Source organism: Tardiphaga sp. GW821-FHT12E02 (assembly GCF_058807155.1).
Genome location: NZ_JBXAQK010000001.1, coordinates 3492819 through 3519566, shown reverse-complemented (window position 1 = coordinate 3519566; position 26748 = coordinate 3492819). Strand labels below are relative to the sequence as shown.

General features: G+C 60.3%; 40 protein-coding genes and 2 tRNA genes. 14 read left to right on the top strand and 28 right to left on the bottom strand.

Annotation, left to right across the window (positions count from 1 at the left end; genetic code table 11):
• Positions 1 to 9: 9 nt before the first annotated feature.
• Both AC1RQ5_RS16745 and AC1RQ5_RS16740 read right to left on the bottom strand, forming a co-directional pair.
• A complete protein-coding gene (locus AC1RQ5_RS16745; protein WP_493200409.1) occupies positions 10 to 1614 on the bottom strand; it encodes a carboxyl transferase domain-containing protein in 1605 nt (534 codons plus the stop codon).
• Positions 1615 to 1745: 131 nt separating this feature from the next.
• Positions 1746 to 2051 (bottom strand): ETC complex I subunit, encoded by a 306-nt coding sequence (locus AC1RQ5_RS16740; protein ID WP_398479479.1) that lies wholly within the window; start codon positions 2049 to 2051, stop codon positions 1746 to 1748.
• A gap of 241 nt (positions 2052 to 2292) precedes the next feature.
• Here AC1RQ5_RS16740 and AC1RQ5_RS16735 point away from each other — a divergent pair, with 241 nt between their 5' ends.
• Positions 2293 to 3480 carry an OpgC domain-containing protein gene (locus tag AC1RQ5_RS16735; protein WP_493200407.1) on the top strand — a complete coding sequence of 396 codons (1188 nt, stop codon included), beginning with the start codon at positions 2293 to 2295 and terminating at the stop codon, positions 3478 to 3480.
• 52 nt (positions 3481 to 3532) lie between these two features.
• On the opposite strand, the gene AC1RQ5_RS16730 is transcribed toward AC1RQ5_RS16735, so the two are convergent.
• The 6 genes from AC1RQ5_RS16730 to AC1RQ5_RS16705 form a co-directional block, all read right to left on the bottom strand.
• Positions 3533 to 3609, bottom strand: a tRNA-Pro gene (locus AC1RQ5_RS16730).
• 63 nt (positions 3610 to 3672) lie between these two features.
• Positions 3673 to 4173, bottom strand: coding sequence for a DUF192 domain-containing protein (locus AC1RQ5_RS16725; protein WP_493200406.1), 501 nt, complete (start codon positions 4171 to 4173; stop codon positions 3673 to 3675).
• Positions 4174 to 4344: 171 nt separating this feature from the next.
• Positions 4345 to 4983, bottom strand: a complete 639-nt coding sequence (locus AC1RQ5_RS16720; protein WP_493200404.1) for a cold-shock protein — start codon at positions 4981 to 4983, stop codon at positions 4345 to 4347.
• Positions 4984 to 5180: 197 nt separating this feature from the next.
• Positions 5181 to 5942, bottom strand: a complete 762-nt coding sequence (locus tag AC1RQ5_RS16715; protein ID WP_493200403.1) for an SIR2 family NAD-dependent protein deacylase — start codon at positions 5940 to 5942, stop codon at positions 5181 to 5183.
• A gap of 89 nt (positions 5943 to 6031) precedes the next feature.
• A complete protein-coding gene (locus AC1RQ5_RS16710) occupies positions 6032 to 6358 on the bottom strand; it encodes an H-NS histone family protein (RefSeq protein WP_493200401.1) in 327 nt (108 codons plus the stop codon).
• A 178-nt stretch (positions 6359 to 6536) separates the two neighbouring features.
• Positions 6537 to 6776 carry a hypothetical protein gene (locus AC1RQ5_RS16705; protein ID WP_493200399.1) on the bottom strand — a complete coding sequence of 80 codons (240 nt, stop codon included), beginning with the start codon at positions 6774 to 6776 and terminating at the stop codon, positions 6537 to 6539.
• 150 nt (positions 6777 to 6926) lie between these two features.
• Here AC1RQ5_RS16705 and AC1RQ5_RS16700 point away from each other — a divergent pair, with 150 nt between their 5' ends.
• Entirely contained in the window at positions 6927 to 7373 is a 447-nt protein-coding gene (locus AC1RQ5_RS16700) for a hypothetical protein (RefSeq protein ID WP_493200397.1), read from the top strand.
• A 133-nt stretch (positions 7374 to 7506) separates the two neighbouring features.
• On the opposite strand, the gene AC1RQ5_RS16695 is transcribed toward AC1RQ5_RS16700, so the two are convergent.
• The 3 genes from AC1RQ5_RS16695 to AC1RQ5_RS16685 form a co-directional block, all read right to left on the bottom strand.
• Positions 7507 to 7710: a DUF3606 domain-containing protein gene (locus AC1RQ5_RS16695; RefSeq protein ID WP_493200395.1), complete on the bottom strand. Its 204-nt coding sequence runs from the start codon at positions 7708 to 7710 to the stop codon at positions 7507 to 7509.
• Between the two features lie 137 nt (positions 7711 to 7847).
• A complete protein-coding gene (locus AC1RQ5_RS16690; RefSeq protein WP_493200393.1) occupies positions 7848 to 8096 on the bottom strand; it encodes a hypothetical protein in 249 nt (82 codons plus the stop codon).
• A gap of 165 nt (positions 8097 to 8261) precedes the next feature.
• Positions 8262 to 8468 carry a hypothetical protein gene (locus AC1RQ5_RS16685; RefSeq protein WP_493200391.1) on the bottom strand — a complete coding sequence of 69 codons (207 nt, stop codon included), beginning with the start codon at positions 8466 to 8468 and terminating at the stop codon, positions 8262 to 8264.
• Between the two features lie 243 nt (positions 8469 to 8711).
• Between AC1RQ5_RS16685 and AC1RQ5_RS16680 the strand changes: the two genes are divergently transcribed.
• Positions 8712 to 8900: a hypothetical protein gene (locus AC1RQ5_RS16680; RefSeq protein WP_493200389.1), complete on the top strand. Its 189-nt coding sequence runs from the start codon at positions 8712 to 8714 to the stop codon at positions 8898 to 8900.
• An 88-nt stretch (positions 8901 to 8988) separates the two neighbouring features.
• Here the strand turns inward: AC1RQ5_RS16680 and AC1RQ5_RS16675 are convergent, their stop codons facing one another.
• A complete protein-coding gene (locus tag AC1RQ5_RS16675; RefSeq protein WP_493200387.1) occupies positions 8989 to 9306 on the bottom strand; it encodes a hypothetical protein in 318 nt (105 codons plus the stop codon).
• Between the two features lie 256 nt (positions 9307 to 9562).
• Between AC1RQ5_RS16675 and AC1RQ5_RS16670 the strand changes: the two genes are divergently transcribed.
• From AC1RQ5_RS16670 to AC1RQ5_RS16660, 3 genes are all read left to right on the top strand, one after another.
• A complete protein-coding gene (locus tag AC1RQ5_RS16670) occupies positions 9563 to 9805 on the top strand; it encodes a hypothetical protein (RefSeq protein WP_493203451.1) in 243 nt (80 codons plus the stop codon).
• 70 nt (positions 9806 to 9875) lie between these two features.
• Entirely contained in the window at positions 9876 to 10241 is a 366-nt protein-coding gene (locus AC1RQ5_RS16665) for a PRC-barrel domain-containing protein (protein WP_493200385.1), read from the top strand.
• A gap of 400 nt (positions 10242 to 10641) precedes the next feature.
• Positions 10642 to 10836 carry a hypothetical protein gene (locus AC1RQ5_RS16660; RefSeq protein ID WP_493200383.1) on the top strand — a complete coding sequence of 65 codons (195 nt, stop codon included), beginning with the start codon at positions 10642 to 10644 and terminating at the stop codon, positions 10834 to 10836.
• 10 nt (positions 10837 to 10846) lie between these two features.
• Here AC1RQ5_RS16660 and AC1RQ5_RS16655 read toward each other — a convergent pair whose 3' ends face one another.
• A complete protein-coding gene (locus tag AC1RQ5_RS16655) occupies positions 10847 to 11032 on the bottom strand; it encodes a hypothetical protein (RefSeq protein WP_493200381.1) in 186 nt (61 codons plus the stop codon).
• A 200-nt stretch (positions 11033 to 11232) separates the two neighbouring features.
• A complete protein-coding gene (locus AC1RQ5_RS16650; RefSeq protein WP_493200380.1) occupies positions 11233 to 11358 on the bottom strand; it encodes a hypothetical protein in 126 nt (41 codons plus the stop codon).
• Between the two features lie 160 nt (positions 11359 to 11518).
• On the opposite strand from AC1RQ5_RS16650, the gene AC1RQ5_RS16645 reads away from it, so the two are divergent.
• From AC1RQ5_RS16645 to AC1RQ5_RS16630, 4 genes are all read left to right on the top strand, one after another.
• On the top strand, positions 11519 to 12043 hold the full coding sequence (locus tag AC1RQ5_RS16645; protein ID WP_493200378.1) for a PAS domain-containing protein: 525 nt from the start codon (positions 11519 to 11521) through the stop codon (positions 12041 to 12043).
• Positions 12044 to 12107: 64 nt separating this feature from the next.
• A complete protein-coding gene (locus AC1RQ5_RS16640; protein WP_493200377.1) occupies positions 12108 to 12326 on the top strand; it encodes a hypothetical protein in 219 nt (72 codons plus the stop codon).
• Positions 12327 to 12415: 89 nt separating this feature from the next.
• Positions 12416 to 12865, top strand: coding sequence for a VOC family protein (locus AC1RQ5_RS16635; protein ID WP_493200375.1), 450 nt, complete (start codon positions 12416 to 12418; stop codon positions 12863 to 12865).
• 316 nt (positions 12866 to 13181) lie between these two features.
• Positions 13182 to 13829 carry a glutathione S-transferase family protein gene (locus AC1RQ5_RS16630; protein ID WP_493200373.1) on the top strand — a complete coding sequence of 216 codons (648 nt, stop codon included), beginning with the start codon at positions 13182 to 13184 and terminating at the stop codon, positions 13827 to 13829.
• 4 nt (positions 13830 to 13833) lie between these two features.
• On the opposite strand, the gene AC1RQ5_RS16625 is transcribed toward AC1RQ5_RS16630, so the two are convergent.
• Positions 13834 to 13986 (bottom strand): hypothetical protein, encoded by a 153-nt coding sequence (locus AC1RQ5_RS16625; RefSeq protein WP_493200371.1) that lies wholly within the window; start codon positions 13984 to 13986, stop codon positions 13834 to 13836.
• A gap of 4 nt (positions 13987 to 13990) precedes the next feature.
• A complete protein-coding gene (locus tag AC1RQ5_RS16620) occupies positions 13991 to 14245 on the bottom strand; it encodes a PilZ domain-containing protein (RefSeq protein WP_493200370.1) in 255 nt (84 codons plus the stop codon).
• A 321-nt stretch (positions 14246 to 14566) separates the two neighbouring features.
• On the opposite strand from AC1RQ5_RS16620, the gene AC1RQ5_RS16615 reads away from it, so the two are divergent.
• A tRNA-Glu gene (locus AC1RQ5_RS16615) sits at positions 14567 to 14641 on the top strand.
• Between the two features lie 299 nt (positions 14642 to 14940).
• Positions 14941 to 15648, top strand: a complete 708-nt coding sequence (locus AC1RQ5_RS16610; RefSeq protein ID WP_493200368.1) for a Crp/Fnr family transcriptional regulator — start codon at positions 14941 to 14943, stop codon at positions 15646 to 15648.
• Between the two features lie 43 nt (positions 15649 to 15691).
• Here AC1RQ5_RS16610 and AC1RQ5_RS16605 read toward each other — a convergent pair whose 3' ends face one another.
• The 11 genes from AC1RQ5_RS16605 to AC1RQ5_RS16555 form a co-directional block, all read right to left on the bottom strand.
• Entirely contained in the window at positions 15692 to 16630 is a 939-nt protein-coding gene (locus AC1RQ5_RS16605) for a heterodisulfide reductase-related iron-sulfur binding cluster (protein ID WP_398476366.1), read from the bottom strand.
• 30 nt (positions 16631 to 16660) lie between these two features.
• Positions 16661 to 16966, bottom strand: a complete 306-nt coding sequence (locus tag AC1RQ5_RS16600) for a Rieske (2Fe-2S) protein (protein ID WP_493200366.1) — start codon at positions 16964 to 16966, stop codon at positions 16661 to 16663.
• A gap of 104 nt (positions 16967 to 17070) precedes the next feature.
• Positions 17071 to 18039: a PDR/VanB family oxidoreductase gene (locus AC1RQ5_RS16595; RefSeq protein ID WP_493200364.1), complete on the bottom strand. Its 969-nt coding sequence runs from the start codon at positions 18037 to 18039 to the stop codon at positions 17071 to 17073.
• Positions 18036 to 19055, bottom strand: a complete 1020-nt coding sequence (locus AC1RQ5_RS16590; protein WP_493200362.1) for a branched-chain amino acid ABC transporter permease — start codon at positions 19053 to 19055, stop codon at positions 18036 to 18038. Before AC1RQ5_RS16590 ends, AC1RQ5_RS16595 begins: the two co-directional genes overlap by 4 nt.
• Before the next feature lie 11 nt (positions 19056 to 19066).
• A complete protein-coding gene (locus AC1RQ5_RS16585; RefSeq protein ID WP_493200360.1) occupies positions 19067 to 19951 on the bottom strand; it encodes a branched-chain amino acid ABC transporter permease in 885 nt (294 codons plus the stop codon).
• Positions 19952 to 19960: 9 nt separating this feature from the next.
• Positions 19961 to 20665, bottom strand: coding sequence for an ABC transporter ATP-binding protein (locus AC1RQ5_RS16580; protein WP_493200358.1), 705 nt, complete (start codon positions 20663 to 20665; stop codon positions 19961 to 19963).
• On the bottom strand, positions 20665 to 21444 hold the full coding sequence (locus AC1RQ5_RS16575) for an ABC transporter ATP-binding protein (RefSeq protein WP_493200356.1): 780 nt from the start codon (positions 21442 to 21444) through the stop codon (positions 20665 to 20667). The genes AC1RQ5_RS16580 and AC1RQ5_RS16575 overlap by 1 nt, the downstream gene beginning before the upstream one ends.
• Positions 21445 to 21481: 37 nt before the next feature.
• Positions 21482 to 21868 carry a RidA family protein gene (locus tag AC1RQ5_RS16570; protein ID WP_493200354.1) on the bottom strand — a complete coding sequence of 129 codons (387 nt, stop codon included), beginning with the start codon at positions 21866 to 21868 and terminating at the stop codon, positions 21482 to 21484.
• Positions 21869 to 21896: 28 nt separating this feature from the next.
• Positions 21897 to 23123, bottom strand: a complete 1227-nt coding sequence (locus tag AC1RQ5_RS16565; RefSeq protein ID WP_398476382.1) for an ABC transporter substrate-binding protein — start codon at positions 23121 to 23123, stop codon at positions 21897 to 21899.
• A gap of 315 nt (positions 23124 to 23438) precedes the next feature.
• Positions 23439 to 23573, bottom strand: coding sequence for a hypothetical protein (locus AC1RQ5_RS16560; RefSeq protein ID WP_493200352.1), 135 nt, complete (start codon positions 23571 to 23573; stop codon positions 23439 to 23441).
• Between the two features lie 17 nt (positions 23574 to 23590).
• Positions 23591 to 23845, bottom strand: coding sequence for an STN domain-containing protein (locus tag AC1RQ5_RS16555; RefSeq protein WP_493200350.1), 255 nt, complete (start codon positions 23843 to 23845; stop codon positions 23591 to 23593).
• Between the two features lie 525 nt (positions 23846 to 24370).
• On the opposite strand from AC1RQ5_RS16555, the gene AC1RQ5_RS16550 reads away from it, so the two are divergent.
• Entirely contained in the window at positions 24371 to 24949 is a 579-nt protein-coding gene (locus tag AC1RQ5_RS16550; RefSeq protein ID WP_493203450.1) for a hypothetical protein, read from the top strand.
• 241 nt (positions 24950 to 25190) lie between these two features.
• Here AC1RQ5_RS16550 and AC1RQ5_RS16545 read toward each other — a convergent pair whose 3' ends face one another.
• The gene (locus AC1RQ5_RS16545; RefSeq protein WP_493200348.1) at positions 25191 to 25439 is read right to left on the bottom strand and encodes a hypothetical protein; all 249 of its coding nucleotides are present in this window, start codon (positions 25437 to 25439) and stop codon (positions 25191 to 25193) included.
• A 180-nt stretch (positions 25440 to 25619) separates the two neighbouring features.
• Here AC1RQ5_RS16545 and AC1RQ5_RS16540 point away from each other — a divergent pair, with 180 nt between their 5' ends.
• Positions 25620 to 26645, top strand: a complete 1026-nt coding sequence (locus AC1RQ5_RS16540) for a PrsW family intramembrane metalloprotease (protein WP_493200346.1) — start codon at positions 25620 to 25622, stop codon at positions 26643 to 26645.
• Positions 26646 to 26748 lie beyond the last annotated feature (103 nt).

The following is a 26748-nucleotide window of genomic DNA, read 5'->3' as shown; positions in this document are numbered from 1 at the left end:
GCTTTCGCCTCACATCCGGAACAGGCCAAAACGCGTCGGCTCGACCGGCGCGTTGGCGGAGGCAGACAGGCCGAGGCCGAGCACGAGACGCGTATCGGCGGGATCGATCACGCCGTCGTCCCACAGCCGCGCCGTCGCATGATACGGGCTGCCCTGCGTCTCGAACTGGTCGCGGGTTGGCTTGCGGAACGCCTCTTCTTCCTCGGTGGACCAGGTGCCGCCCTTGGCCTCGATATTGTCGCGGCGGAGTTGGCTCAGAACCATCGCCGCCTGCTCGCCACCCATCACCGAGATGCGGGCATTGGGCCACATCCACAGGAAGCGCGGTGAATAGGCGCGGCCACACATGCCGTAATTGCCGGCGCCATAGGAGCCGCCGACCACGACGGTGAATTTCGGCACATTGGCGGTGGCGACAGCAGTCACCAGCTTGGCGCCATCGCGTGCGATGCCACCGGCCTCGTATTTCTTGCCGACCATGAATCCGGTGATGTTCTGCAGGAATACGAGCGGAATGTTGCGCTGGCAGCAAAGCTCGATGAAATGCGCGCCCTTGAGCGAGCTCTCGCTGAACAGGATGCCGTTATTCGCGATGATACCAACCGGGAATCCCCAGATATGCGCGAAGCCGGTGATCAGCGTGGTGCCATAGAGCTTCTTGAACTCGTCGAATTCCGAACCATCGACGATGCGCGCGATGATATCGTGCATGTCGAACGGTTTTCGCGCGTCCGCAGGAATGACACCGTAGAGTTCATCGGCTGCATAAAGCGGATCGCGTGCAGGACTTAAATTCCAGGCTGCGCGCTGCGTCGGCTTGAATGTCGCTACGATCTTCCGCGCAAGCCCGATCGCGTGGGCATCGTTCTGCGCATAGTGATCGGTGACCCCGGACTGGCGCGAATGCACGTCCGCACCGCCGAGTTCTTCGGCCGACACCACCTCGCCTGTCGCAGCCTTCACCAGCGGCGGGCCACCAAGGAAGATCGTGCCCTGATTGCGTACGATGATGCTCTCGTCGGACATTGCCGGCACATAGGCGCCACCGGCGGTGCACGATCCCATCACCACGGCGATCTGCGGAATGCCCTGCGCCGACATCTGCGCCTGATTGTAGAAGATGCGGCCGAAATGGCGTTCGTCGGGAAACAGGTCGTCCTGCAGCGGCAGGAACGCGCCGCCGGAATCGACCATGTAGATGCAGGGAAGATTGTTCTGCCGCGCAATGTCCTGCGCGCGCAGATGCTTCTTCACCGTCATCGGATAATAGGTGCCGCCCTTGATGGTCGCATCATTGGCGATGATCATGCATTCGCGGCCGGATACGCGGCCGATGCCGGTGATGATGCTGGCCGAATGCACGTCGCCGCCATAAAGGCCGTTGGCAGCAAGCGGCGACAATTCAAGAAAAGCGGTGCCGGGATCGATCAGCAGATCGACGCGCTCGCGGGCCAGCATCTTGCCGCGTGCAGTGTGCTTGGCGCGGGCGGCCTCGCCGCCGCCGCCGGCTACGGCCCCGAGCTTGTCTTTCAGCTCGGCGACCTGCGCCTGCATCTTTTCGATGTTTTGTTTAAACTCAGCCGAATTGGTATCGAGCGTTGAGCGAAGGGCCATCGGCTCCCGTTTCCTGCAAATCCGTTTCTTGTTTTGCCCGGCCCTCTGGACGGGGCACGGGATCGTCTCATTGCGCGGCAGACCCGCGCAACCCTAACTTTGGACGCGATAGCCGGGGATCGCCGGGCCGGTCAGTGCGACCATGGCTCCTGGCGGCCGAAGGCGAAATTGTCGGAATAGGCGACCTTGCGCTCGATGCGGCCCTTGGGCTCGATCACCTGATAGGCGATGCCCTCGCGCTCGCAATAGGCGACCGCGTCTTCCTTGGTGTCGAAATGCAGCGACAGCTGCTGCTTCATGTCGGAGGAGGAGGTCCAGCCCATCAGGGGCTCGATCACCCGCGCCTGCTCCGGCTCGTAATCGAGCTGCCAATCACGGGTCTTGGCCATGCCGGACTGCATGGCATTTTTGGCGGCCTTGAAGATACGTGCGGTCATGGGATCGGCGGGCCTTCTAAGTTTCGCTTCGAAGATGCGACACTGCGACAATTTGGTGAAAACGGCGGGGCTGGTATATCCAGTTTCCACGAAGATCTACCCGCGATTCCGTCGTTAGGCGGCTTCGGAAGGTGTATATTCTGTCCCCGGCGCCGTGACAATCGGGGCCGGAAACAGGCTATCCTGATCCGCGTTCTGTGTTCCGAACTGCTCCTCCCATCCGGCTTTTGAAGCGGTCTCCATGGAAATCCACGCCACACTCCCCCCCAAAGGCCGAGACCTGCGGCTGGACCTGTTCCGTGGCATCGCCAATTGGGCGATCTATCTCGATCACATCCCGGACAATGTGGTGAACTGGGTCACGACCCGCAACTACGGCTTCTCGGACGCCGCCGACCTGTTCGTCTTCATCTCCGGCTACACGGCCTCGTTCGTCTACGCCAAGATGATGCTGGAGCGCGGCTTCATCGTCGGCGCCACACGCCTCACCAAGCGCGTCTGGCAGCTCTATGTCGCCCACGTCATCTTGTTCGTGATCTATATCGCCGCCATCGGCTGGGTGGCGCAGCGCTATAACGACCCCGACATCATCAACGAGTTCAATGTCGCGGGGCTCGTCGACAACCCGATCCAGACCCTGACCAACGGCCTGCTGCTCAAGTTCAAGCCGCTCAATCTCGACGTGCTGCCGCTCTATATCGTGCTGATGGGCTTCTTCCCGCCGGTGCTGTGGATGATGCTGCGCAAGCCGGATCTCACCATGCTGGCCTCGCTGGCGCTGTATTTCGCCGCCCGCCAGTTTGGCTGGAACCTGCCCGCCTATCCCTATGGCACCTGGTACTTCAACCCGTTCACCTGGCAGCTGCTCTTCGTGTTCGGCGCATGGTTTGCGCTTGGCGGCGCACTGGAATCACGCTCGGTGATCCGCTCGAAAGTGCTGCTGTATTTCGGCATCGCCTATCTGCTGTTCGCACTCGTCATGACCATGGCCGGCCGTTTCCCGGACTACGGCCACATGATCATGCCGAACTGGCTGTATGAGGCCTTCAATCCGAACGACAAGACCAATCTCGCGCCCTATCGCGTGCTGCATTTCGTGATCATCGCCTTCTTCGTCACGCGCTTCGTGCCGAAGGAGTGGAAGGGGCTGGAATGGACGGTTTTCAAGCCACTGATCAAATGCGGCCAGCAGTCGCTCGCCGTATTCTGCGTCGGCGTGTTCCTGTCTTTCGTCGGTCACTTCCAGCTGATGATGTCGTCGGGCTCGTTCCTGGCGCAGGTCTTCGTCAGCGCCGCCGGCATCACGATCATGACGCTGGTCGCCTATTACATCTCGTGGTCGAAGAAGCAGGACAAGCCACTGCCGAAGCCGGTAGCTGCCGAGGCTGCAAAATCAGCGGACGGGCCGCCCAAGAAGGCCGCGGAATAACGGGAACTGCCCCAAAGACGGGCCTGGATGTTCCGGCGATATTTGAGGCTGATGGTCGGGGCACAAAGATTCGAACTTTGGACCTGCGGTACCCAAAACCGCCGCGCTACCAGGCTGCGCTATACCCCGACATGACGGTCTCGATACACGCTTACGGGCGGGACAGCAAGGCTTCCCCGTAAGCTTATTTGCCTATCGGCGCTTCTTGAACAACGGATGCACCACCTGGTCACCGGGGGCGATGCCATATTTGCGCGCGGTGCCGGCAATGACTTCGAGCACGGCTTTCGCCGGCCCGCCCGATGAAATGATCTTGGTCGACTCGGTTTCGGTATTCTCGGCAATCCTGGTGACACGACCGTCGCCGCCGATGAAGATCATGTCGAGCGAGATATAGGTGTTCTTCATCCACATGGAGATGGTCTGCTCGGGGGTGAAGTCGAACAGCATGCCCTGACCATCGGGCAGCTCCTTGCGATACATCAGGCCCTTGGCACGCTCTTCATCAGTGGTCGCCATCTCGACGGAGAACATCCGTACGCCAGACTTGGTCGCGATCTCCAGCGGCTGAAACTCAGCGGCGCCTGCCATCCGAGGCGCCAGAGCAAATCCGAGCAGCAGCGTCAGCAGCAGACGCGCGAACAGCGCGCCACGAAGCGAGGGCGGTAAAGCAAAATGAACGAAGCCAGTCATCGGTGGGATTCCAGGAACAACCCGGGCGACATGCCGGGCGCGCGAACCCTACCCTGCACTGGCCACCATATGCCAGTGCGATGCGCCGCACAGGCGCGTGAAGACAGTCATGACTTCATAGCAAACAAGGCCCGAACGGGCCTCGTGCATGTCAGGGATTTTAGGCGGTCGTTAGTGCGACACGAAGCCGGCTGCGCCGCCTTCTGGCTGGATCTCGGCAGCCATCATGCCCTTCGAGCCGGGCCCGAAACGGACCAGCACATATTGGCCGGGACGCAGCTCGGTCATGCCGTAGCGGCGCAACGTCTCCATATGCACGAAGATGTCCGGCGTGCCCTCGCCACAGCTCAGGAACCCGAAACCGCGCAGGCGATTGAACCATTTGACCTGCGCACGCTCGAGACCGCTGGTCGCAGTGACCGTCACATGGGTGCGCGGCGGCAGCATCTGGGCCGGATGGATTGCCGTTGATTCGTCCATCGAGACGACGCGGAAAGCCTGATAGCCCTTGGAACGCTGCACGCATTCGACGACGATGCGGGCGCCCTCGTAAGCGGTCTGGAAGCCGTCGCGGCGCAACACGGTCACATGCAGCAGCACATCGGTCGAGCCATCGTCGGGAATGATGAAGCCATAGCCCTTGGACGCATCGAACCACTTGATGACGCCGCGGATCTCGACGAGATCGACTGTGGCGCCCTCGCCCGCAAACGGATCGACGGAAGAACGCTGTGCGTTGCCGGGATTTTCTCCCGACGTTGCTGCACCAGGCATCAGCCCGCGCTTCGACTCAAATGCATCCGACCCCATGGCCCCGGATCCCACTATCAATTGCGCTGCCAGCCCGAGGTCAGCGCTATCTCACATGCCTCATCGAAACAAACTCTCGACGCTGCGGTGCGAATCTCTTGCGATTCGAAGATAACACTGCCGACTGCTCAGCAAAGACAAAAAACGAACACAGTGCGAGCTATGAACAGCTTGCGGCCCGAAGAATCAGCCTCGCATCAGTTTCGAACGAATGGGCTGAGCGTTTCGCCGATATCGTGACGAATGACAAGGTCGGCATGCTCGTCATGCTCAGTTGCTTCGTTGTTGATGATCACGAGCCTGGCACCCGCCTGTTTCGCCATCAGCGGGAATCCTGCGGCGGGCCAAACGACAAGTGATGATCCGATTGCGATGAAGAGATCGCAATGCTGCGACAATTCGGCAGCGCGACGCATCTCCGCTTCGGGCATCGCTTGACCGAACGAAATCGTCGCAGTCTTCACCGGCGCGCCGCATGCGCTGCAGTCAGGCGCAGATCCGTCAGTATCGAAGCGTGTCCTCACCCACTGCAGTTCATATCGCGCTTCGCAGCCGATACAGCGTGCGTAAGTCGTATTGCCGTGCAGTTCGATCACATCATCCGCTGCAAAGCCCGAGGCCTGGTGCAGGTTGTCGATGTTCTGCGTGATAATCGCAGGAATCTTTCCAGCCTTGTAAAGCGCGGCCAGCGCGAGATGGCCGCGTCCCGGTCGGGCTGCGGCGAAGATTTCTTCCATCGCGAATCTGCGTCGCCATGATTCGTCGCGCGCATCCTGATCGGCCACGAACTCATCGAATGGAATCGGCCTGTTGCGGGTCCACAATCCTCCCGGCGAGCGGAAGTCGGGAATGCCCGTTTCGGTCGAGATGCCCGCGCCTGTGAACGGCACGATGACGCGTGACTCGGCAATGAGTTCGCCCAGTCTCTCAACGCCGCTACGAAGATCTGCTGCAATCATGTCTCGGTGTCGTCCGGATAGGAATGTCGGGCCGACAATGCCGCAGATGGCCATTCGGTACCACCGGCGTACTGCATGATAGATACGCGCTACTCGTCCTTGCCGCGCCGATGCGCCGCTGTTCTGCGGCTCGGTTTCTCGATCAGGAAATCTTCGCGCTTGCTTCCGGCTTCGATTTCCCGCGCCAGCCATCCGGCAACGCCGCCCCTGCCCGTCCACGTCTCGCCTGTCGTGGGATGGCGATATTTGGGAGCGATCTTGACGCCGCGCGTCGGACCACCCTTGCCGTTCACGTTGCTGATTTGCGCGAGCTGCGCCTGCAGCTCGGCGCGATGCGCCTGCAATTGTTTGTCGATATCATCCCGCAGCGACAGCAGTTCGGGGACGGACAATGTCTTCAGATCGGGCGTCTGCATTACGCACTCCAGAACAATACGGGCATGCTCCTCTTGGTGACGCACAAAACGCGCGCCTGGGCATGTGCATTTAAAACAATTGAATCAAATCGAGGCGGTGCCGGAGCACCACCAAGTAATCGGTGACCGAAAGTCGCAACGACTCTCGTCCATCACAAATCCTGCAGCGCGAACGGCGTCAAGCCGCGCGCGACACATCCGTCGGCAGTAATTCTGTTTTGGAGTCGTCCTTCTTCGCCTTCGCGACCGGCGTGGCCTGGGATTTCTTGGTGGCCTTGCCGTATTGCGCCAGCTTTTCGAGTTCCGCCTCGAGCTCCGCCTGACGCGCAGCAACTTTCTCGGCGAGCTTGTCGGTTGCACGATCGCGCAATGCGGCGAGCTCTTCGATGCTCAACGAGTCCAGATCGAACTTGGTCATGGCATTCTCCCGTGTCCTTCCGGACTATCGACATCGTTAATGCGCCGCAAGCACGGACAAGGCGTCATCCACGGCAATGGCTGGCATCCCGGTAAGGTTGACGACAGATCGAAGCTGTCGCGATGATCGATACCGGGTAGGGAACGTGTCATGGCATCTTGGAAAGAAGAGCGTGACCGGTTGGTGGCACAGACGCTGGCATTCGTTCAGCAGGTCGCGGCGGCACATCCGGCAGCAGCAACTAAACTCGGACTGGGGTCCGCGACGGCTCCGGCTGGCAGCGAAGCCAGTCTCGTGCCCTCGATCGCCCACCCGGACGATGTGATAACGGCGACGCCTGGTGGACAGGCAGCACAGGTCGCGGCACCAGCCCAGTCCATCGAGCCCCTATCGATGCCGACGAACATTCTCGCCGACCTGCCCGATCGGCCGACCCAATATTCCAAGATCTCCGAACGCTCCGACATCTCGCAACGCGTTGCCGCCTTCAAGGCGCGGCAAGTGACACTCAATCGCGAGCGCCAAGCCTATTATGACAGCGTGCAGGCGCGCATCCGCTCATCACTCGGGAACGATACCAGCGCAGACAGGTTGTGACAGCAGAGCAGCTTCCCCGATGCTCTATCCCTGAAAGCCTCGCCACTCCCCCGGCGGGGCTTTCTCCGTATGGCCAAGGCTTTTATGGCACACGCTTTAAAGGGCTGATCCGCTGAGGGCTAATCCGCGGCGCCTATCGACCGAGATGGCGCCGCACCGCTGCGACCGACGGACCTACGGCTTCGATGGCGGCGTCGAGATTGTCGGCGGAAATGCCAAACCGGTACGCCCAGTAATTTCGCTGGGTATCGTCACTGCTGTCGATGGTTGCAGGCGGCCGTGCACTACGCGCGGTTTCCGACGCCAGAACCGTTGAGACTGGGGCAAGACGGATCATGGCGAGAGGCTATCACGTGCCCCTCACCTGCCAACCGCCCCTTGGACGCAGCCCTAACGAAGAATTAACGGCAGCATCCAACTTGCCAGCACCATTCGGGAGCCGGCTCGGCTGCGCGCAGTCCTCTCAGAGGACGCTTATTGGATGGCAGCGCCCAGCGACGCCTGCGTCTCGCCGATGGCAACGCAGGTCTTCTTGCGCCGGAGGCCCCGGATCGAACCGGTCACCTTCAGCACTTTCCCCGCCGAGCACGAACCGTCGTAAACCAGCGCACTCTCATACGGAGCCAGAACCAGAGGTTCCGATGTCCGGATGGATTGCGCAGCCGCCGGCGTGACACCGGTCAAAACTAGGAGCCCAAAAATCGTCGATACGCGAAAACGCATGGTCGTCCCCAAAACCCAGCAGCACCCGATACCAGTCCAAGGGTTAAAGGTTTCACACCCTGTGATTGTTTTTCATCGGCCATCCCCTGCCGTTGATCCCAATCATGATACTGGTTTCGGCGAAACACAAAGCAAATCTTGCGCCGTTGCCGGGGTAATTTGCACCTATAGCGTGACCTGCGTGTGACCACACTCTTTGCAGGCAAATTCGACCCGTGAGACGCCCTTGGGGGCGGATACTTTGTTCGGGGCGCCACATTTTCCGCAGTTGGACAGAATCCGTGTGTCCCCCTGCTTCACCACGACCGTTTTGCGCTCCAACGACTCGCGGATCAGCCGTTCGGCTTCCTCACGCATGGCCTGCTTGCTCATATGCCCTCCCGATCGACACGCCACATGGCCTGTCCGCCACAGCGATCTATAGCTGAGTGCAGTGACGCTTCCTAAACCCTAAAGCACCGATTTATTCGATCTCAGGGGAACGTTTACGGAAATTCGGCGTTTGGTGCACCTGAACGTCAGTCAGCGACCAAACGTCGCTGAAATGGCGCCACATTCGAAAAATAGACGTGCAGGCCGCCGGTTTGGCGGGACGACAACAAAAGAAAGAAGAAAATGGCAGATAAAACGGCATCATCGGCGCGCGCCGACATCGAGCAGCGCGTTTTGCAGTTCCGCGAGAAGCAGGCGAAGCTCCAGCGTGAACGCGAAGGTTTTTACGACACGGTGATCGAAAAAGTCCGCGCGACGGAATGGAATGAATTCGTCACGCCGCACCCGTCACGGAAGGCAGCAAGTCGCTGAAGACGCCTCACGACATCAGGGAAAAGCCCGGAGCGATCGCTCCGGGCTTTTTTGTTGAATGGCCGGATATCCGGCTTAATGCGACTGCCTACCAGTAACCGTAACTGCGGTAATAGCGCGGGCCGCCGTAACCATAGCCGCCGTAATAGGCGGGACGATAGCGCGGTCCATAATAGCCGTAATAGCGCGGGCCGCCGTAGTATCGGGGACCGCCGTAATAACGCGGACCGTAATACGGCCCATAGGCTCCTGCAGCACCGGCTGCAAGCGCTCCTGCGGCAAGACCAAAACCGATCGCCGGCCCTGGGCCCCATCCATGTCGCCACCCATGGGCTTCTGCCGGGGCGCTGACGGCCGTGGCCCCGAGCGCTGCGATGGATGCGAGAATAACTGCTGCCTTTTTCATGAGATGCTCTCCGTGTTCCTGCGCCGATAACGCGCATGCTTTTTGTTGGTTTCCGCGGCGATTCAGGTTCAAAGCGCACATTCCCGCGATTGCATGGTGAGCGCGCTGCATCGCGGTTAATTCACCGTTCACCATAGACGGCCGCCGATCGGAACGGCCCATAGCGCTGACGCTTTCCATTCTCACGATGACGACATGGTTGACGACCACGCACCGCCCTCGCCGCGCATGGTCGAACAGTGGAGTAACGCCGATGATGGAACAGATCGCCAAGATCGACATGGCACTGGATGAACTCCTGGTGGACCTCGGCGGAATGGTGTTGCGGCTGTCACATCCACATGTGACCCGCACGCATGAAGAGCGTGCGGCACTCGCACGCTCCGTCAATCAGTTCTCGACCTGCGCGGCACGCTCGCGCGACCCCCGCGTCTTGCAGCTTGACGAGGATCTGAAGGCGACGCTGAAGCCGCGCCTTCGTCTTGTTGCGAGCCGCTGAGCCGCAGCCTGATCCTGGAACGTTTCAGCGCGGGGCATGTTGGACACGTGATCCAATATGGAGATGAGCCATGGCACTCGAAGCAAGCGAGCAAGGCAATCTGATCGGCAGCGATAAGGTCGAAGGGACGTCCGTGTTCGGCGCGGATGACCAGAAGATCGGCGCGATCGAGCGGGTGATGATCGACAAGAAGAGCGGCCGGGTTTCGTATGCCGTCCTGTCATTTGGCGGCTTCCTGGGCATCGGCGACGATCATTATCCCCTGCCCTGGCAGTCGCTGAAATATGACACCGATCTTGGCGGTTACCGCACCGGCGTCACGCAGCAACAGCTGCAAAACGCGCCGAAATATGGAGAAGCCGGCGACTGGAACTGGGCTGACACCGCGCGGGCGCGATCGATTAACGACTATTACGGCGTGCCGCTCGGTATGTGACCGAGAACCATTGCCGACATTTGAGCAGCGCCACGTGGCGCTGCTTTTGTTTTGAAAACACCTTTCTTCATTAACTTTCCATCAAGCGTGAATCTCGGCGCCACTGAACCAGTCAGGCGATGTCGCATTGGTCGCTCATGACCTCACGCGCCCTTATTGTACCAACGATTGTCGTGCAGCCGAACCCGCCGCCCTATGGAGCGTTGCGCATGAGCAAAGGCGCCTGGGATCAGTTACAGGCCCGCAAAGCCTATCAGGACACATCGTCCGACCGCACCATCCCGCCTCAACGGCAGTCCGCACTCGATCTGAAAATTTGAGCCGTTTCGCGAGGCGTCAGGAACCCACATTGGGGTTGCCGCGTTCTCGCCCCATGGGACCACGTGAAGAAGACAACAGCTTGTTGCTGCTCAGTGCGGTGACGCTGATCTGCGGATTGATCGCATTCCTGCCAGGACTGCTCGAACCGACGCCGGCCTTGGCCAATCCACGACCCGAGCCTGTCGCGCGCACAGCTCCGGTCGCATCCAATGCCGTGATCCCTGCGCGGGTGATCGTTCCCTTCACGCCCAACACCACGCCAGGTGAACGCTGAGCAAGCCTTGTCAGTTCGCGGTGACGGGTTGCCCGGCGGTGCGCACCAGCTTGTCCGCCTTTACCAGCACATGGTCAGTCTGCGGCTGCGGGCGCGCGAAAAAACTCACAACGATGAAGACTGAACAAAACAGAAATCCAACCAGCATCACGCGCCGGTGGGTCGGCTTGTCGGCATTGTGAAACGAAGCTGACATGGGTTGATCCTCGCCTAGGATCATCCATACCCGACAGCTTTTTGCGCGCAACTACACTTCAGTTTTAACCTAAACTATAGCAGCTTTGCGCTGCCTGGTATTTTACCGAAGAGATTTGCAATCCTTAACTCCGGCGGGGGTAGTGGCGGCGAAAACGCGCGACGGAAAATGTTAGCGACGCATCCGGCGCGACCGCCTGTCTACTTGTTCTCGAAATTGTCCTGGGAGATCGGCGGCGCCTTGGTCTGCTGTGCGTATTTTTCGGCCAGATCAAAAATCTCGCGACGGCGTTCCGGCTCATTGATGCTGAGGTAAGCGACAACCATTTTTAACGCCTCCTCGTCCGAGGCCCTTCCAAATCGCCACACGACGATCACTCCCAAGTTGTGCAGGAAAGCGTCGGAACCTTCTCCTGTACATCAAATTGAATAAAATCGATCAGTCACTGATAAGACGACTATCGGGTAAATCGTTCCGGAGTCCAGCATGATCAACGGACCAGCGATGTCCGAAATCTGCCGCAAGCTTGCCGAGGCGGCGGCCTCAAGTCACCATGACATTCTAGCGCAAATACTCCGCATGGCCGCGCTCGAGGCCGCAGAAACCGGCGCGCGGTATGCTGGTCCGGCGTCCAATATTCGCGAACAGCTCGTCGGTACCTGGGATTGGGATCTCCTCAGTAACCGCGTCTACGCCGACGGCCCGGCAGCACGGCTGTTCAACATCAGTGAGGAGCAAGGCGCGCTCGGCTCGCCGATCGAAAAATGGCTCGCCGCCGTTCACCCCGACGACGCGCATGCGCTGACCACCGAAATCGCGCGCGTGATGAAAACCGGCGACGTCTTCTCGATGGAATACCGCATCATCGCAGACGATCGCGTGCACTGGGTCTATGCGCGCGGCCGCTGCACCTTCGACGACCGGGGCTATCCCGTGCGCTTTCCCGGCGCCTTCGTCGATATCACCTCCGAGAAGGTCGACGACAGCATGTTCAGCATCGCGCCTCAATAGCGCGCACCGCGTGCGGCGCATGCGCGAGACTGGAACGCCTCGCAACCTCGCTTGTTGTCCCGCCATGAACAGGAAATTCTACAGCGTCGTCGTGGTGCGCTCCGTCGAGGAATCGACCGAAGTCGTTGTCGAGGCTGCGAGCGAAGATCAGGCCCATCGGGCGGCGCTGTCACATCTTGCCGCGAAGGGCGACGAATATGCCTGGCATAGTCCGCGCAAGGATCTCACTGTCTGGCACAAGCGCGAGATCGACACGCCCGCGATTGTCGATGTGACCGCCTAAACCCTGCCTCTCCCACCGGTTCGATTTAGCTGCTATGGGATCGGCCCGCAGTCTTGCGGCTCACATCTGCCCTTCATGGAGATCGTCCCATGCGCTTCCTGCACACCATGCTTCGCGTCCGCAATCTCGACGTCGCCCTCAAATTCTACGCCGATGCGCTGGGCCTCAAGGAAGTCCGCCGCGTCGATAATGACAAGGCCAAATTCACGCTGGTCTTCCTGGCCGCCGACGAGGACATTCCAGCACTCGCCGGCCAGACCGGCCGCGGCGCGCCACTGGTCGAACTCACTTACAACTGGGACGAAGAGACATATGGCGAGGATCGCTATTTCGGCCATCTCGCCTACGAGGTCGATGACATCTACGCCACTTGCGATCGTCTGATGAAGCTTGGCATCACCATCAATCGCCCGCCCCGCGACGGCCAGATGGCCTTCGTCCGCTCCCCCGATCTGCACTCGATCGAGATCTTGCAAAAGGGCGATGCACTGGCTCCGCAGGAGCCGTGGACATCGATGCCGAATACCGGACACTGGTGATGGAATAGCTCAGCTACGTTGGAACTCGACGTCATCAGTCACGTTGTGAATGCGACATCGATTTAAACGGAGGCTGAGATTATGGGACGCGGACTTTTGCTCTGGATGCTGGGCGTGCCAATTCCGGTGATCATCTTGCTCTGGCTGTTCTTCGGACGCTAAGGCAAGACACCGAGCGACCAACGGGCTTCGCATGTGCGAGGCCCGTTTTGCGTTTGAGATGCTGCTTTTTCATGTCAGCCGTGAGAAGTTCGCCGTTGTTGGCAGGTGATCGTGCCGGCTACATCGCAGCGCGCGAACACAAGGACATCCGGCCGTGATCAACACCTCCTCCCCGCCATTGCAGCTCTGGGGCCGTGCAAATTCGGTCAATGTGCAAAAGGTGCTGTGGTGTTTCCACGAACTCGACCTCGCATTCGAGAGGATCGATGCGGGCATGCAGTATGGCCGCAACAGCGAGGCCGACTATCTCGCGATGAATCCCAACGGCCGCGTCCCGACGCTCCAGCATGGCGACTTCACGCTCTGGGAATCGAACGCCATCGTCCGCTATCTCGCGCTGACCTTCGACACCAATGCGAGGCTCTATCCGGCGGCGCCAAAAATCCGTGCCGGTATCGAGCGCTGGCTCGACTGGGTGCTCAGCACGCTGCAACCGGCCGAACGCCCGCTGTTCTGGGGACTGGTGCGCACGCCGCCCGCCCAGCGCGACATGGCGGCGCTGCACAAGGCTGCGGATGACAACGGCAGGCTATGGGCGATGATCGACACCCAGCTTGTCGGGCATGACTATCTTGAGGGCGACACGTTCAGCCTCGCCGATCTCGTGATCGGTTGCTATGCGCGACGCTGGTTCGGCGTCGAAGGTGTTGCGCGTCCCGACCTCGCCCATCTCCGGCGCTGGTACGATACAATCTCGCAACGGCCAGGCTTTGTCGCCTATGTCTCACCACCGCTAAGCTGACGCCTTACTGGATCGCCTTTTCGACCAGCAGAATCGCCACGATGGCGACGAGCGTGATCGCCACCACCATCAGGCGCGTGGTCCATCCCATGCTGCGGCCGATCCACCATAACAGCGCGCAGCTCATCAATACGGGGACGATGATTTCGGGGCGCATGGGATCAGCCCAGAAAGCGAACGCCGAGCGTCTTGCCGCGTCGCCAGACCACTTCGCAATTCCGGCCGGTGCGGGCATCGCGCGAAAAGGCCAGCCGCATCTTGTTGCCGATGGATGTGGGATCCTCCACCACCAGCTTGGCGCCGCTGGTCGACAAATCCTGCACATTGCAGGGGCGCGCGGCAAAGCCGCCGTCCAGAGTGATCCAGCCGGCCTGATGCACCGACCGCCGCACATCGCGCTTTTTCGTAACTGCCATAATGGTCTCCACGCCCCCGCCGGACCATAGAACGGCAGGCTTGATGAAGCGTTGCGATCGACCTTCAACTTGGCCGGTATGGACATGGTCGGGGCCGATATCCCCAGCCCCCCGCGAAGTTGAAAATTGCCGCTTCAGATGACTTGCCGACCCCGCCAAAGGACACTATACGTTCGCCCACTGACGCCGGGCTGATTTGTTTCCGGTCGGCGCGGAACCTCGCAGACCATCGTAACGCACTGATGTTGCTGTCGTTTTACTAACCGTGCGAAATGCCGGTCGCCTGATCCTATTACGGATATTGGCCGAACCGACGTTTTTGCTCCCTTCGTCTATCGGTTAGGACGCCACCCTTTCACGGTGGAGAGAGCGGTTCGATTCCGCTAGGGAGCGCCATTCGGTACACATCTGCAAACACCCCTCGCAACGCTCATACGGCTGCTCGCCTCATATCGGCGTGATTGCGGGAGAGTTTGGTGCGCTCGCAGGTTGGGTGCAGTGCGGTTCGTCGTCTGCCCAGTTCGTCCTCCAGGGCCTTCGTGGCCCACTACTTGCTTAACCGATATGCATGTGTCGGGGGGTGCCTTGTGCGAAAAGCCGGTAAGAGTGACGTCTGGTCCGCGACGGATCAATGCAAATGGCTCATTGCGCTCGAAGGCTTAGGTGCTGAAGAGCAAGATAAGATTCGCCGGCGCATGACCGAACGCAAATATGGGCGACGCACGAATATCTTTTGCCACGGCGACCCGGCGGATGGTCTATACGTCGTGGATTCCGGTCGAATCCGGATGTTTCAATCGAACGCCGACGGCGAGGAATTTACCATCGCCATCTGGTCGGCCGGTTACAATGTCGGCCTCATCAGTTCGCTGCTTAATCAGGGCCGCGTCTGCTCGCTGGAAAGCGTGGAGGAGACCTCGCTGCTTGTGTTGCCACGCGCAGCCCTGCTCGAACTGATGCGCGAGATTCCGATATTTGCCGTCAATATTGCCAAGCTCGTCGCGTCGCTTTCCAGTGAATCGCTCGCATTGTGGAGCCCGCTGGCGCTCGATTCCGCGGCAGAGCGGCTTTGCAAGTTCATGTACCGCGTGGCCGAACCATACGATTTCGGAGATATCGAGGGCAATCCAATCGTCGTGCGCGGACTGAATCAGGACGACCTCGCGACCATGGTCGGGGTCACACGCACCTGGGTCACATTGATGCTCTCAACCTTCGAGGCCAATGGTCTCATCTGGCGGCGCCGGCACGAGATCGGCATTTACGACATGGATATGCTGAAGCGCTTTTGCGCCACACATCACAAAAAGACTGCCAAATCGCGACGCTGCCGGATGACAGGCTTCGAGCCGAAGCAGAATATCTCCATCCCGTCTTCGGCTCCTGCCCTCCGCGGCGCATGACTCACAGGACTTGATCAAGCCACGAAGGTGATCGTGGCCCGCGCTAGACGTAGACCGACGCCTTTACGTAAGTCCGCACTTCCTGCTCATTGAAGTTGAGCTCTTCGATCCTTGGCCGCAAATGATCCATCGCCTTGTCGAGGTCATCCAGCATGCGCAAAGTCTTGAACGGCTCGTCATATTCGAGGCCCATCGACTGGGCAAGAATCCCGAGATAGTGCTGGACCTCGACATCATAGGTCAGCTGATGCTTGCAATTCTGCCGATAGCATCCGTGATATGGCACGATGATGTCGGTCGCCCCCAGCGACTTGGCCTCAAGGAACATTGCCTGGGTGACATCGGGCTGCACCGTTCCCAATTGCACGACGCAATGCCCGCCAAGACCGACTGATCGCGGCGCGTCTAGAATCTCCAGACCCGGCACGGCCGCCAAAAGCGCCTTCATATTCATGCCGTCCCTTTGGCGTGCTTCACCTTCGGGATGATAGTGCAGCGTCACCCGTCGCTCCACGCGATGCTTGAGCAATGGCTTCAGCTTCTCGATATTGGCTCCGAAGATTTCCAGGATGTTGGTATGATTGAAAGTGTGCTGAGCCGATTTGTGCCGGGCAAAGCTCGCGTCGCAATCCGGGCACGTCGATATGACCGTCACCGGCTTGACCTTGCGGAAATTGCTCATGGACAGCGTGGCGATCTGCTTTTCGTAGTCGTTCTCGCCCATGTGCCATTGGAACGAGCCGCAACAGTTTTCCGGGCCGCCAATGGTGGTGAAATCGATATCCAGCGCCTGCAAAATCTTCTGCGCCAGCACAGGAATGTGCGACACGGTCAGAGTCTGGCACGATACATGGAGAACGACTGAACTCGACGGCAGGCCACGCGGCAACTCCGTCAGATAGCTGAACTCGTCAGGCGCGAGGACCTTGCCCAAGATGCGCGGCGGTTCGTAGATAAACGATGCTGGAAATTTCTCAATCACGCTCAGCTCCTTGCGATCCGGCGGGGAACGTCAAACCATGACAAAAATTGTGCCATTCTCGATCTTCACATCTCGTGTTGCGAGTGGACGGTATCCGTGGATTTCCCGGCCATTGCAGTTGAGATCGAAACGCCAGCCATGTAACGGGCACGTCACGATCGAACCTTCGATATCAGGGCGCTCCATCGCGACGCCGGCATGCGGACACTTGGCGACACAGGCACGCAATTCACCATCGATGCGGCCGACCAGAACATTTTCTTTGCCCGCCACGCGAAGGCTCAGCTCATCCGTCAGGCTGTCCGCTGAACCCACGTCATGCCAAATTCCAACCATCGTTTACTCACTGCTTCGGATTTCCATTCCTTTCAGGATTTTACGCATGCGGTCGATTTCGTCGGTCGACTACTTAACGCTCGGATATGGCGCGCCGGACGATGCTAGAGATCGAGGCCCAGGACTTTCGTCTTGCTGCCGGAGCAGCAGATCATGATCGTGGCTCCTGCCTCTCTTTCCGCTGCGGTCAACACATGATCCCGGTTGTCCGGCACGCCTTCCAGAACGGCGACCTCGCATGATCCGCAGGTTCCTTCGCCGCAGACGAAATCGGCCGGGATGCCCGCGTCCTGAAGCGCCTGCAGGATCGTCACGCCGACCGGCACTTCGATCTCCAGCGCGCTTTGGACCAGCCTGACTGTGAAGCCACCGATCGGACTGTCGTCGGACGATGCAGGCGGTGCAAAATACTCAAAATGGACGTGGGCTTCGGGCAGATGCGCGCAGGCCTCGCGAAACGCGCCGAGCATTCCCGCAGGGCCGCAGCAATACACATGTGTCCCAGCCGCCATGCTCGCGACCGGCCCGAAAATGCCAGCTCCCGCGTCGCGCGGCTCGTCATCGAACACGAGATCGACGCGCCCACCCGATGTCGCCGCAAGCGCGACAATGGGCGCGACGAAGGCTGCATTGGCGCGCGAGCGGGCGCCATAGACGAGATGCCAGGGTTTTCCGAGCTTCACGAGACGCTTGATCATCGCGTAAATCGGCGTGATGCCGATGCCCCCCGCAAACAGCAGCGACGCCTCCGCGGTCTCGACCAGCTCGAAATGATTGCGCGGTATGCCGACCTGAAGCCGGTCCCCTACTTTCAGAACGTCATGGATATAGCGCGACGCCCCACGGCTCTCGTCGGCACGGGCGACAGCCACCACGTAGCGCCCCGTTTCCGACTCGTTGATCAGCGAATAGCTGCGGACCAGACCGCCCGGCAGATACAGGTCGATATGCGCGCCGGCCGCGACCGGATGCAGCGTAGACCGATCAGGCAACGCAAGTTCGATCGTCTTGACGATCGCCGACTCGTCGGAAATCCGAACCACATCGACGGTGACAGACCCGTTTTCCGTCATCGGGCTTCTCCGGCGACCGGTGCAACCGGCTTGGCCTCGGGAGCCATTGAGCGCCTGACATTCAGGCGCACGGCAAGCTCACCGACGATCCCCCGCCGAAACATCAGCACCATGATCATAAAGATGATCCCCATGGCGGTTCCGGTCGATTCCGCCAGGACCTTGAGCTGATCGATGCCCGTCCACGCCGCGATGGCGGCCCCCATATCGCCCAGACGGTTCTCCAGCAACACGATCACGGCCGCGCCGACCACCGGCCCCAGCGCGGTTCCGATCCCGCCGACCAGGCACATCAGCACCACGACGCCCGACATGGTCCAGTGCATGTCCGGTAGCGTCGCCAGTCCGAGAACCAGCGTGCTCTTCATCGCCCCAGCAAGACCGCTGAAGGCGGACGACAGCACGAATGCAAGAAGCTTGTAGCGATTGACCTCGTAGCCCAGCGAGATCGCTCGCGGCTCGTTGTCCTTGATGGCTTTCAAGACATTCGCGAAGGGCGAGTTGATCAGCCGGTTGATCGCAACGAAGGATAGCGCAAACAATGCGAGGACGAGATAATACATTTCAAGCGTCGTCGAGATCGGGATCACGCCGCCCAGTTTAGGGCGCGGGATGCCCTGCAGGCCATCCTCGCCGCCGGTGAACGGCGCTTGCAGCCAGACAAAATACATGAGCTGCGCGAGCGCCAGTGTCACCATCGTGAAGTAGACGCCGTCGCGCCGAATAGCGAGCGCGCCCATGACAAGGCCGATCAAGGCACCGGACAGCAACCCGATCAGCAGTCCGACCTCAAGGCTGACGCCGTAGCGCATGACGCAATAGCCGCTGAGATAAGCCGCGCCCCCGAACATCGCAGCATGACCGAATGACATCAGGCGCGTATAGCCAGCGAGGATGTTGTAGGCGCACGCAAAGAGCGCGAAGCACAGAAATTTCATCAGCAAGCCAGGGTAGATCACGGCCGGCGCAATGATGAGCGCGAGCAGGCCCGCGGAATATTTTAGTGTCGAATGCATTGTTTGCGTCCTCATCGCTGCGTGCCGAACAGCCCCGCCGGACGTACCAGCAGGATGAGGCCCATGACCAGAAATACGACGGTGGTCACTGCTTCGGGATAGATGATCCGTGTCAGCCCTTCCACGACACCGAGCGCGAGGCCCGTCACGATCGCGCCCCCAATGGATCCCATGCCCGCGATCACGACCACCGCGAAAACGACGATAATCAGATTCATGCCCATCAGTGGTGAGAGCTGGACGATCGGCGCGGAGAGAACGCCGGCAAATGCAGCCAGGAAGACGCCGAAGCCGTAAGTGAGCGTGACCATGATCGGGACATTGATCCCGAACGCCTCGACCAGCCTCGGATTCTCTGTGGCGGCACGCAGATATGACCCGAGCCGTGTCTTCTCGATCAGCAACCAAGTGCCGATACAGACACCGAGCGATACGCACAACACCCACAACCGATAGCGCGGCATGAACATGAAGCCGAGATCGACGACACCCTCGAGTGCGGATGGCGCTGAAAAGGTCTTGCCGGACACGCCGTAGAAAGCGCGCATCATGCCTTCGAGAAACAGCGCAAAGCCAAATGTCAGAAGCATGCCGTAGAGCGGATCGATGCTGTAGAGCCGCCGCAACGCGAACCATTCGAGAGCCATGCCGATCACCGCAACGCAGACAGGACCGACGATGAGCATCCACCAGTAGTCGAAGCCGAAATAATTGAGCCCCATCCAGGCGGAAAATGCGCCCAGCATGTAGAACGCGCCATGAGCGAAATTCATGACGTGCAGGAGGCCGAAAATGATAGCAAGACCGAGCGATAGCACCGCATAGAAGGCGCCGTTGACGACACCCAGCATCAGCTGGCTCAAGATGACGGATAACGGTAGGTTGAACAGAGACATGTGCTTCCTTCAGACGCCGAGACGCAGGCTGAGGTCATCCATCTTGGCGGGCAAGTCGGCGCTATCAAAGACATCGACGACCTGTCCATATTCCATGAGATAGAAGCGATCCGTGAGCGGAGCGACGAAGCGAAAGTTCTGTTCGACCAACACGAATGAGTAGCCTTTTTTCTGCAGGATCTGAACGATATCGCCCAATCGCTTGACGATGACAGGCGCCAGTCCTTCCGAAATCTCGTCGAGCAGAAGTAGCCTGGCGCCGGTGCGCAAGATGCGGGCGATGGCCAGCATCTGCTGCTCACCTCCGGACAGCCGGGACGCCGGGCTCGCGCGCCGTTCGTAAAGATTTGGAAACAGTTCGTAGATCTCTTCGACCGTCATCGCCTGACGATCGGAGATGATCGGCGGCAGGAGAAGGTTCTCCTCCGCGGACAAAGACGCGAACATTCCGCGCTCTTCCGGGCAATAGCCGATGCCGCGTCGCGCGATGCGATAAGTGCGGTCCGCGACGCATTCGACTCCATCGATCACCACCGAGCCCTTGCGTGCAACCTCCAAGCCGAGGATCGACTTCAGCGTCGTGGTTCGCCCCGAGCCGTTGCGTCCAATCAGTGTGACGGTCTCGCCTTCCTGCACTGTCAGATTTACATCACGCAGGATGTGAGATTCGCCGTACCAGGCATTGAGGCCGGACAGTTTCAACAGACAGGACATTAGTGCTCCGGCAACACGCGTTCGGGAACAGTGGAGCCGATATAGGCCTCGGCCACGCGCTGATCGGCCGACACTTCGGCGAACGTGCCCTCAACGATGATCGCACCGCGCTGAAGCACTGAAATCCGATCGCAGATGCGCGACACGACCTTCATATTGTGCTCGACCAGCAGGACCGTGCGTCCCTGCGCCACTGTCTTGATGAGATCGGTAATCTCGGCGACATCTTCATGGCCCATACCCTGGGTCGGCTCGTCCAGCAGCAGCAGTTCAGGCTCCATCGCGAGCGTCGTCGCGATTTCGAGCGCCCGCCGCCTGCCATATGGAAGACTGCCCGCGACCTGATCCGCAAATTTCAGCAACCCCACTTCCTGCAGCAATTGCTCGGCCCGCGCACGATGATGGTCGAGACGCGAGGCCGGCTGCCAGAAGGCAAATGTGCCGCCGCCGAGACGCTGCAGCCCGACCACGACATTCTGCATGACGGTCAGGCTGCCGAATGTCGCCGAGATCTGAAACGACCTGACCATTCCCTGACGGGACAGCCGCGCGGGCGACTGCTTGGTGACATCGTTTCCATTGTAGAAGATCTGACCGGCCGACGGCGGGAGAAAGCGTGTCAGCAAGTTGAAGCACGTCGTCTTTCCCGCGCCGTTCGGTCCGATCAATGCGTGGATGTGTCCCCGACGAACTTTCAGATTCACGTTATCCACGGCAACGAAGTCCATGAACTTTCGACTGAGCTGTTTCGCCTCCAGCACGATTTCAGATGCGCTCATGACTTCCTCTTCTGGGGCGCGAGTTACCGGTCCGCGTTCAGAGCGCCTTGACGGCCGTGCACTCGATTTCGACGGAGAGCTGCGGCAACACCAGCTTCGAGATGATCAGTACGGTCATCGCAACCAGATGGCCCTCCAGCTTCTGATCGCGAATCTCGCGCATCGCAGCCAGGTCTTCGGCATTGGTGAGATAGAACGTCATCTTGACGATATCCGCCGGCCCCATTCCGCCCTCCTTCAGAACCGCAAGAACATTGTCCATCGCGAGCGCGAACTGGGGGGCGAACTGCTCCGGAATGGCGCCGTCCTTTGCGATGCCGCACTGGCCGGACATGTAGAGCGTCTGGGCATTTCCCTGAACGAGCATGCCCTGGGAGAAGCTCGGCGACGAATAGGTGGTGGCGGGGTTCAACTTCGTAATCATGCTTGTATTCCCTGCTTCGACTCTCGATCTATTTCCACAACGCGCATTTTGTTTCAGACTTTTGCGTGTAGGCCTGCTCTCCCGGAATGGAGCCGACCTTCTTCAGGTAGTCCCAGGAATATTTTGATTCCGATGGCGCCTTCGCTTCCCACACGCCCATATCCGCAATCATGCGGCCATCGGCACGGATGTAGCCGTCGGCCGCGAACATATCGCTGATCCGAGCGGTCTTGAGCTGCTTCATCACTGCATCCGATGCGTCGGAATCGATGTCCCGCACCGCTTTCATATAGGTGAGCGCGGCGGAGTAGTTTCCGGCTTGGGCCATGGTCGCATTCTTCTTCATCACGGCGAAGTAGCGCTTGGACCACGCCCGCGTGGCATCATTCTCGTCCCAGTAAAAATTGCTGGCGATGTTCAAACCCTGGGTGAGATCGAGACCCAGCACGTCGACTTCGGCGATGGACAGCAGCGGGCCGGCCAGCTTCATTGTTTTGTTGAGACCGAATTCGCGAACCGCTTTCAGCGTGTTGATCGCATCATGCCCGCTATTGGCGATGCCAAAGACCTGCGCTCCGGACGATTGCGCCTGCAAGATGAGCGGCGAGAAATCCGGATTGTTCATGGGATGGCGCGCCTCTCCCAGAACCTTGCCACCATTCGCGAGGATTGCCGTCTTCGTGTCCGCGGCGAGTTGCTGGCCGAAGGCGTAATCGACCAGGATCGTGTACCACGTCTTGCCACCTGCCTTGGTCACCCCGGCCCCGACCGAGCGCCCCAGGGCGACCGTATCGTACGCGTAGTGAATGGTGAATGGCGTGCACTCCTCGTTGGTGAAGCGCGCGCTCGAAACGCCGACGGCGAAGAAGACCTTCTTGCGCTCGGCGGCCGCCTGCGCCATCGGCAAAGCAGCGCTCGAGGCCCCGCCGCCGAGGATGACATCGACCCCATCCCTATCGAACCATTCCCGCGCCTTCGAGACAGCGACATCCGCCTTGTTCAAATGGTCGGCGATGACGACCTCGACGCGCTTCCCGTTGATGATCCCGCCCATGTCTTCAACGGCGAGTTTCACGGCCTCGACGCTGCCACGCCCGTCGGCATCCGAATAGACGCCGCTGAGGTCGGTCATCACGCCGATCCTGATGACATTGTCGGATATTTCGGCCTGTGCCTTGTCGATGGTGGCGAACGAATCCACCATCAAAGAGCTACATGCGAGTACGGCCGCCGATACATGCGAGAGCTTCAACATCCACGTTCTCCGACAATCGCGCATTTGCGCTTCCGGTATGAACGCTAACGTGGCCGACAACGCCGTTCCGTTTACTGATTAACCCTCGCATATGCCGCAAAGAGCGACGGGCCCAATCGTCCGGCAAATGCGGCAAATACCCGCTTGAGAAGCCACTTCCAGCTTCATCGCAATCGATCGCAACTTCAGCGTAGACATGCGGGATTGACGGGCACACCGCCCTTTCACAGAGCGTGTCCGGAGGTCAATACCAATACAATGACCGGCTCGACCGCGGCAAAGGCCGAGGCGCCTCATCGACAACAGGTCTGCCCGTCAAACCTCGCCCGAAGGGGCCAGCCAAACCCGGGCGAGCATCTCGTCCGGGTCGTTTGCGGCCACCGGAGCATGGCAGAATGCCAGATCCAGACTTCTTTGAACCTGAGCCAGATATTGCGAGAACTTCGTCACGCCGGCTTTCGCGCGACTCAGCTCTGCGCATCGTCATTCCGCACCGGCGAGAGAATGGTCATCGTGCCACGCTCGAACGGTGTGCTCGACAGTCCCGTTCCCTGCAACATCTGCCGCAGAGCGAGGTCCGCTGGAAATTCGCCGCGCAGCGCAAATGTGAGGCGTCCAATGATCACGCTGCCTTCATAGAACAGAACGACATGGGTGGCGTCTGTAAATGCCTTCAGCGCATGTTCGAGCGACTGTGCCGGGATATCCAGCAGCACCGGCATGCCGACATTCTCTGGTTATTGCGTGGCCGGCGGTGCCTCGATCGGCGATTGCGCAACAGCGAGTTCGGAGGACAGCAACAGAGCAAAGCCGATCAGGATCACGCGACCGAACTTCATACCGGCCTCAGCCGACACAGGTGCTAGACGCGGGCCATCCAAACCGAGGCACCGCCGCGGCCGTCTGGTCTGGGTCACAGCGAGGATTGTCTAAGGACACATCGTAACGGTGCCATGTCAGACCAAGCTGGCTCATCCCGGACGCTCGCAGAGATAGCCCGGGATTTTCTAATCGAGGGCAATGTCGCGGCCGGCGGTGGCGAACCCATATTTTTTGTTTTATTTCAGTGACTTGTCAGCATTCAAGAACGCCTCCCGTCCCCATCTGGCCGCAGCGGCCGACGCCGCCACACTTCGTCTTAATTTGGTTGAACTTCCCCGCGAGCCTGCGGACTCATACACGCGGCGGGATTCCCTGGCCCGGCTGGAACGATCGCTCGCTAGAGGACTTTGAGCTCCATGGTCGAGATGACGACGAGCCATTTGCAGAACACGGCATTGCCGCCCATCGATGACGAGGCTCCCCCGCGCGCACCGCTGCGTCGGGGCAGATCGCCGTTGCAGGAGATCGGCCAGCAACCGATCTTGATCACGGCCGTCGCACTGGTGCTCGTGATTGTCGGCATCGGCAGCATCTTTGCCTGGCGGGCCTATAGCGGCAACACGCCGGAGCCGGAGCGCCTGACCGCATCGCGCCTGCAGCAGGCCCGCGTCGCGCAGGCCTCTGAACAGATCATCGAAAAGACCAAGGGCATCGAGGCGACGCAACAGCAATCCATCGACCAGCTGCAAGTGGTCCAGGATCAGCTGCAGACCATGCAGCGCCTGCTCACGGCGCAACAGAACGACACCCGCAAACTGACCGAGCAGGTCGGCACCCTCACCACGACGCTCGACAATCTGCGCCAGTCCTTCGCCAGCACCACGGCCGGCGACGACAAGCCCGCCGCCCGTGAAGCGCCCCGTCGCTCGCGGTCGCGCGCCACGGTGAACAACCGCAACCGGACCAAGGCGGCTGCAGTGCAGCAGCGCAAGCGGAGTCGCTGATTTCTCACGGGTGGCGCTCCCTGGCGGAATCGAACCTCCGGAGAGCGTGTCCGGCTATCCGCTGATCAACGACACATTTTCATTTGAGAGGACGCGCCCTCTCCACTAACTCTCCCTCATCCTGAGGAGCCGCGCGCTTGCGCGGCGTCTCGAAGGATGAGCGATACACGCATGGTTCGCGACGCGCGCCAATTGGCGCGCCCCTCACCGGGAGGACGGTGGTGATCTCAATTCAGCAAGCCTAGCGCCGCCGCGCCACCGCGACGCCGAGCAGGAAGGCCACCAGCAGCGACCCCAGCGGCGCCTCGCGGGCGACATTGGCCAGGATGCTGAGCGGCATGCCGGGCTTCTTGCCGGCCTCGAATGTATCGCTGACGCGATGCGCCGCGTCTTTCACGGTATCGACCACTTCGGACAAGGTTGATTTCTCCTCGGGTACGAGGGCGACGCCTTCATAGATGAAGGGTGGGCTGGGTGCGTCATCGGCCATGGTCGGGTCCCCGTCGTGGCGGTGTTTTCAGGTCAAATCGGCCGGGCGGCATTTGGTTCCAGTGTGCTCTCCTGTCGGCCCTGGTTTGACCTGGCTGCCCCGTCGAGCCGGGCACGACAACCGCGAGGTGCGACGGCACAACCCTTCCCCACCGCACCCGCGCCCTATACTTAATCCAGCATGGACGCCCTCGAATCGCTTCCCACCGTGATCGGCATCGCCGCCGTCGCACCCGCGCTGCTGGTGCTGTGGCTGGTCATTGCTGCCGATGAGCGACCGGGGCCGCCCGGTCTGGTCTGGATGTCGTTTCTGCTCGGCGCCGCCAGCATCTCGTTACTCGGTTTTGCGCGCGCGCTGTTTGCCGCCATTCCCGGCCTGACCGACGATCCGACCTGGGCGATGGTGCTGCACGCCATATTCGGCATCGCGGCCCCCGAGGAGATCGTCAAAATCCTCGTCATCGTCGCGGTGTCGACCCAGCGCGCCCGCACCGCCGATCCCATGGACACCGTCGTCTATGGCGCCGCTGTCGGTCTCGGCTTCGCCGCCTATGAGAACCTCGTCTATCTGCTCAGCTATCCCGAGATGTGGCGCACGCTGGCCGTGCTGCGCAGCGTCCTCACCGTGCCGTTCCATGGCGCGCTCGGCGTCATCGCCGGCGCCTATATCGCCATCGCCCGCTCCGGCCGCGCGCTGGGCGCACATCGCCGCGACAGTCTCGCCTTCATCCGCACGCCGTTGCTGATCGTGCTGGCGCCGATCACGCTGCATGCCTGTTACGACCTGCCGCTCTTGACCCTGCAGCAGCATCCGGAAATCGTCGGCCTCGGCCGTCGCGCGCTGGAAGGCGCCGGCATGCTGTTCGGCTTCGGCACCATCGCGCTGGCTGCACGTCTGGTGCGCCGGATCGGTGCGCATCATGCGCCGCATACGGATGTGTCGCGCGAACGCCTGGCGCAACTGCGCAGCATGTGGGCACTGACCTTCGCCGGTGGCGCCGCAGGCTTTGCCGGCACCGCCTTCCTGATCTCGTCGCTGCGGCATTGGTACAGCAATCCCGAGCGAACCGTGACCATGGTGCTGGTGCCGCTCGGCGTCACCTCGATCCTGATCGGCGTCGTATTGCTCGTACTGACAAGTGCGGCCTATTTCCTCGGCCGCAACCGCATGCGCACGGTGGCGCCTGCCATGCCGGTTCAGCAGTAACGTCCAATAAATTATCGAAATACTGACCAAACTCGCGAAGCTTTCGCTTCGCAGCTTTGTTGCAGCTATAGTCGTCGTTGCGCGCGGCCCGAGCCGCTCAGAT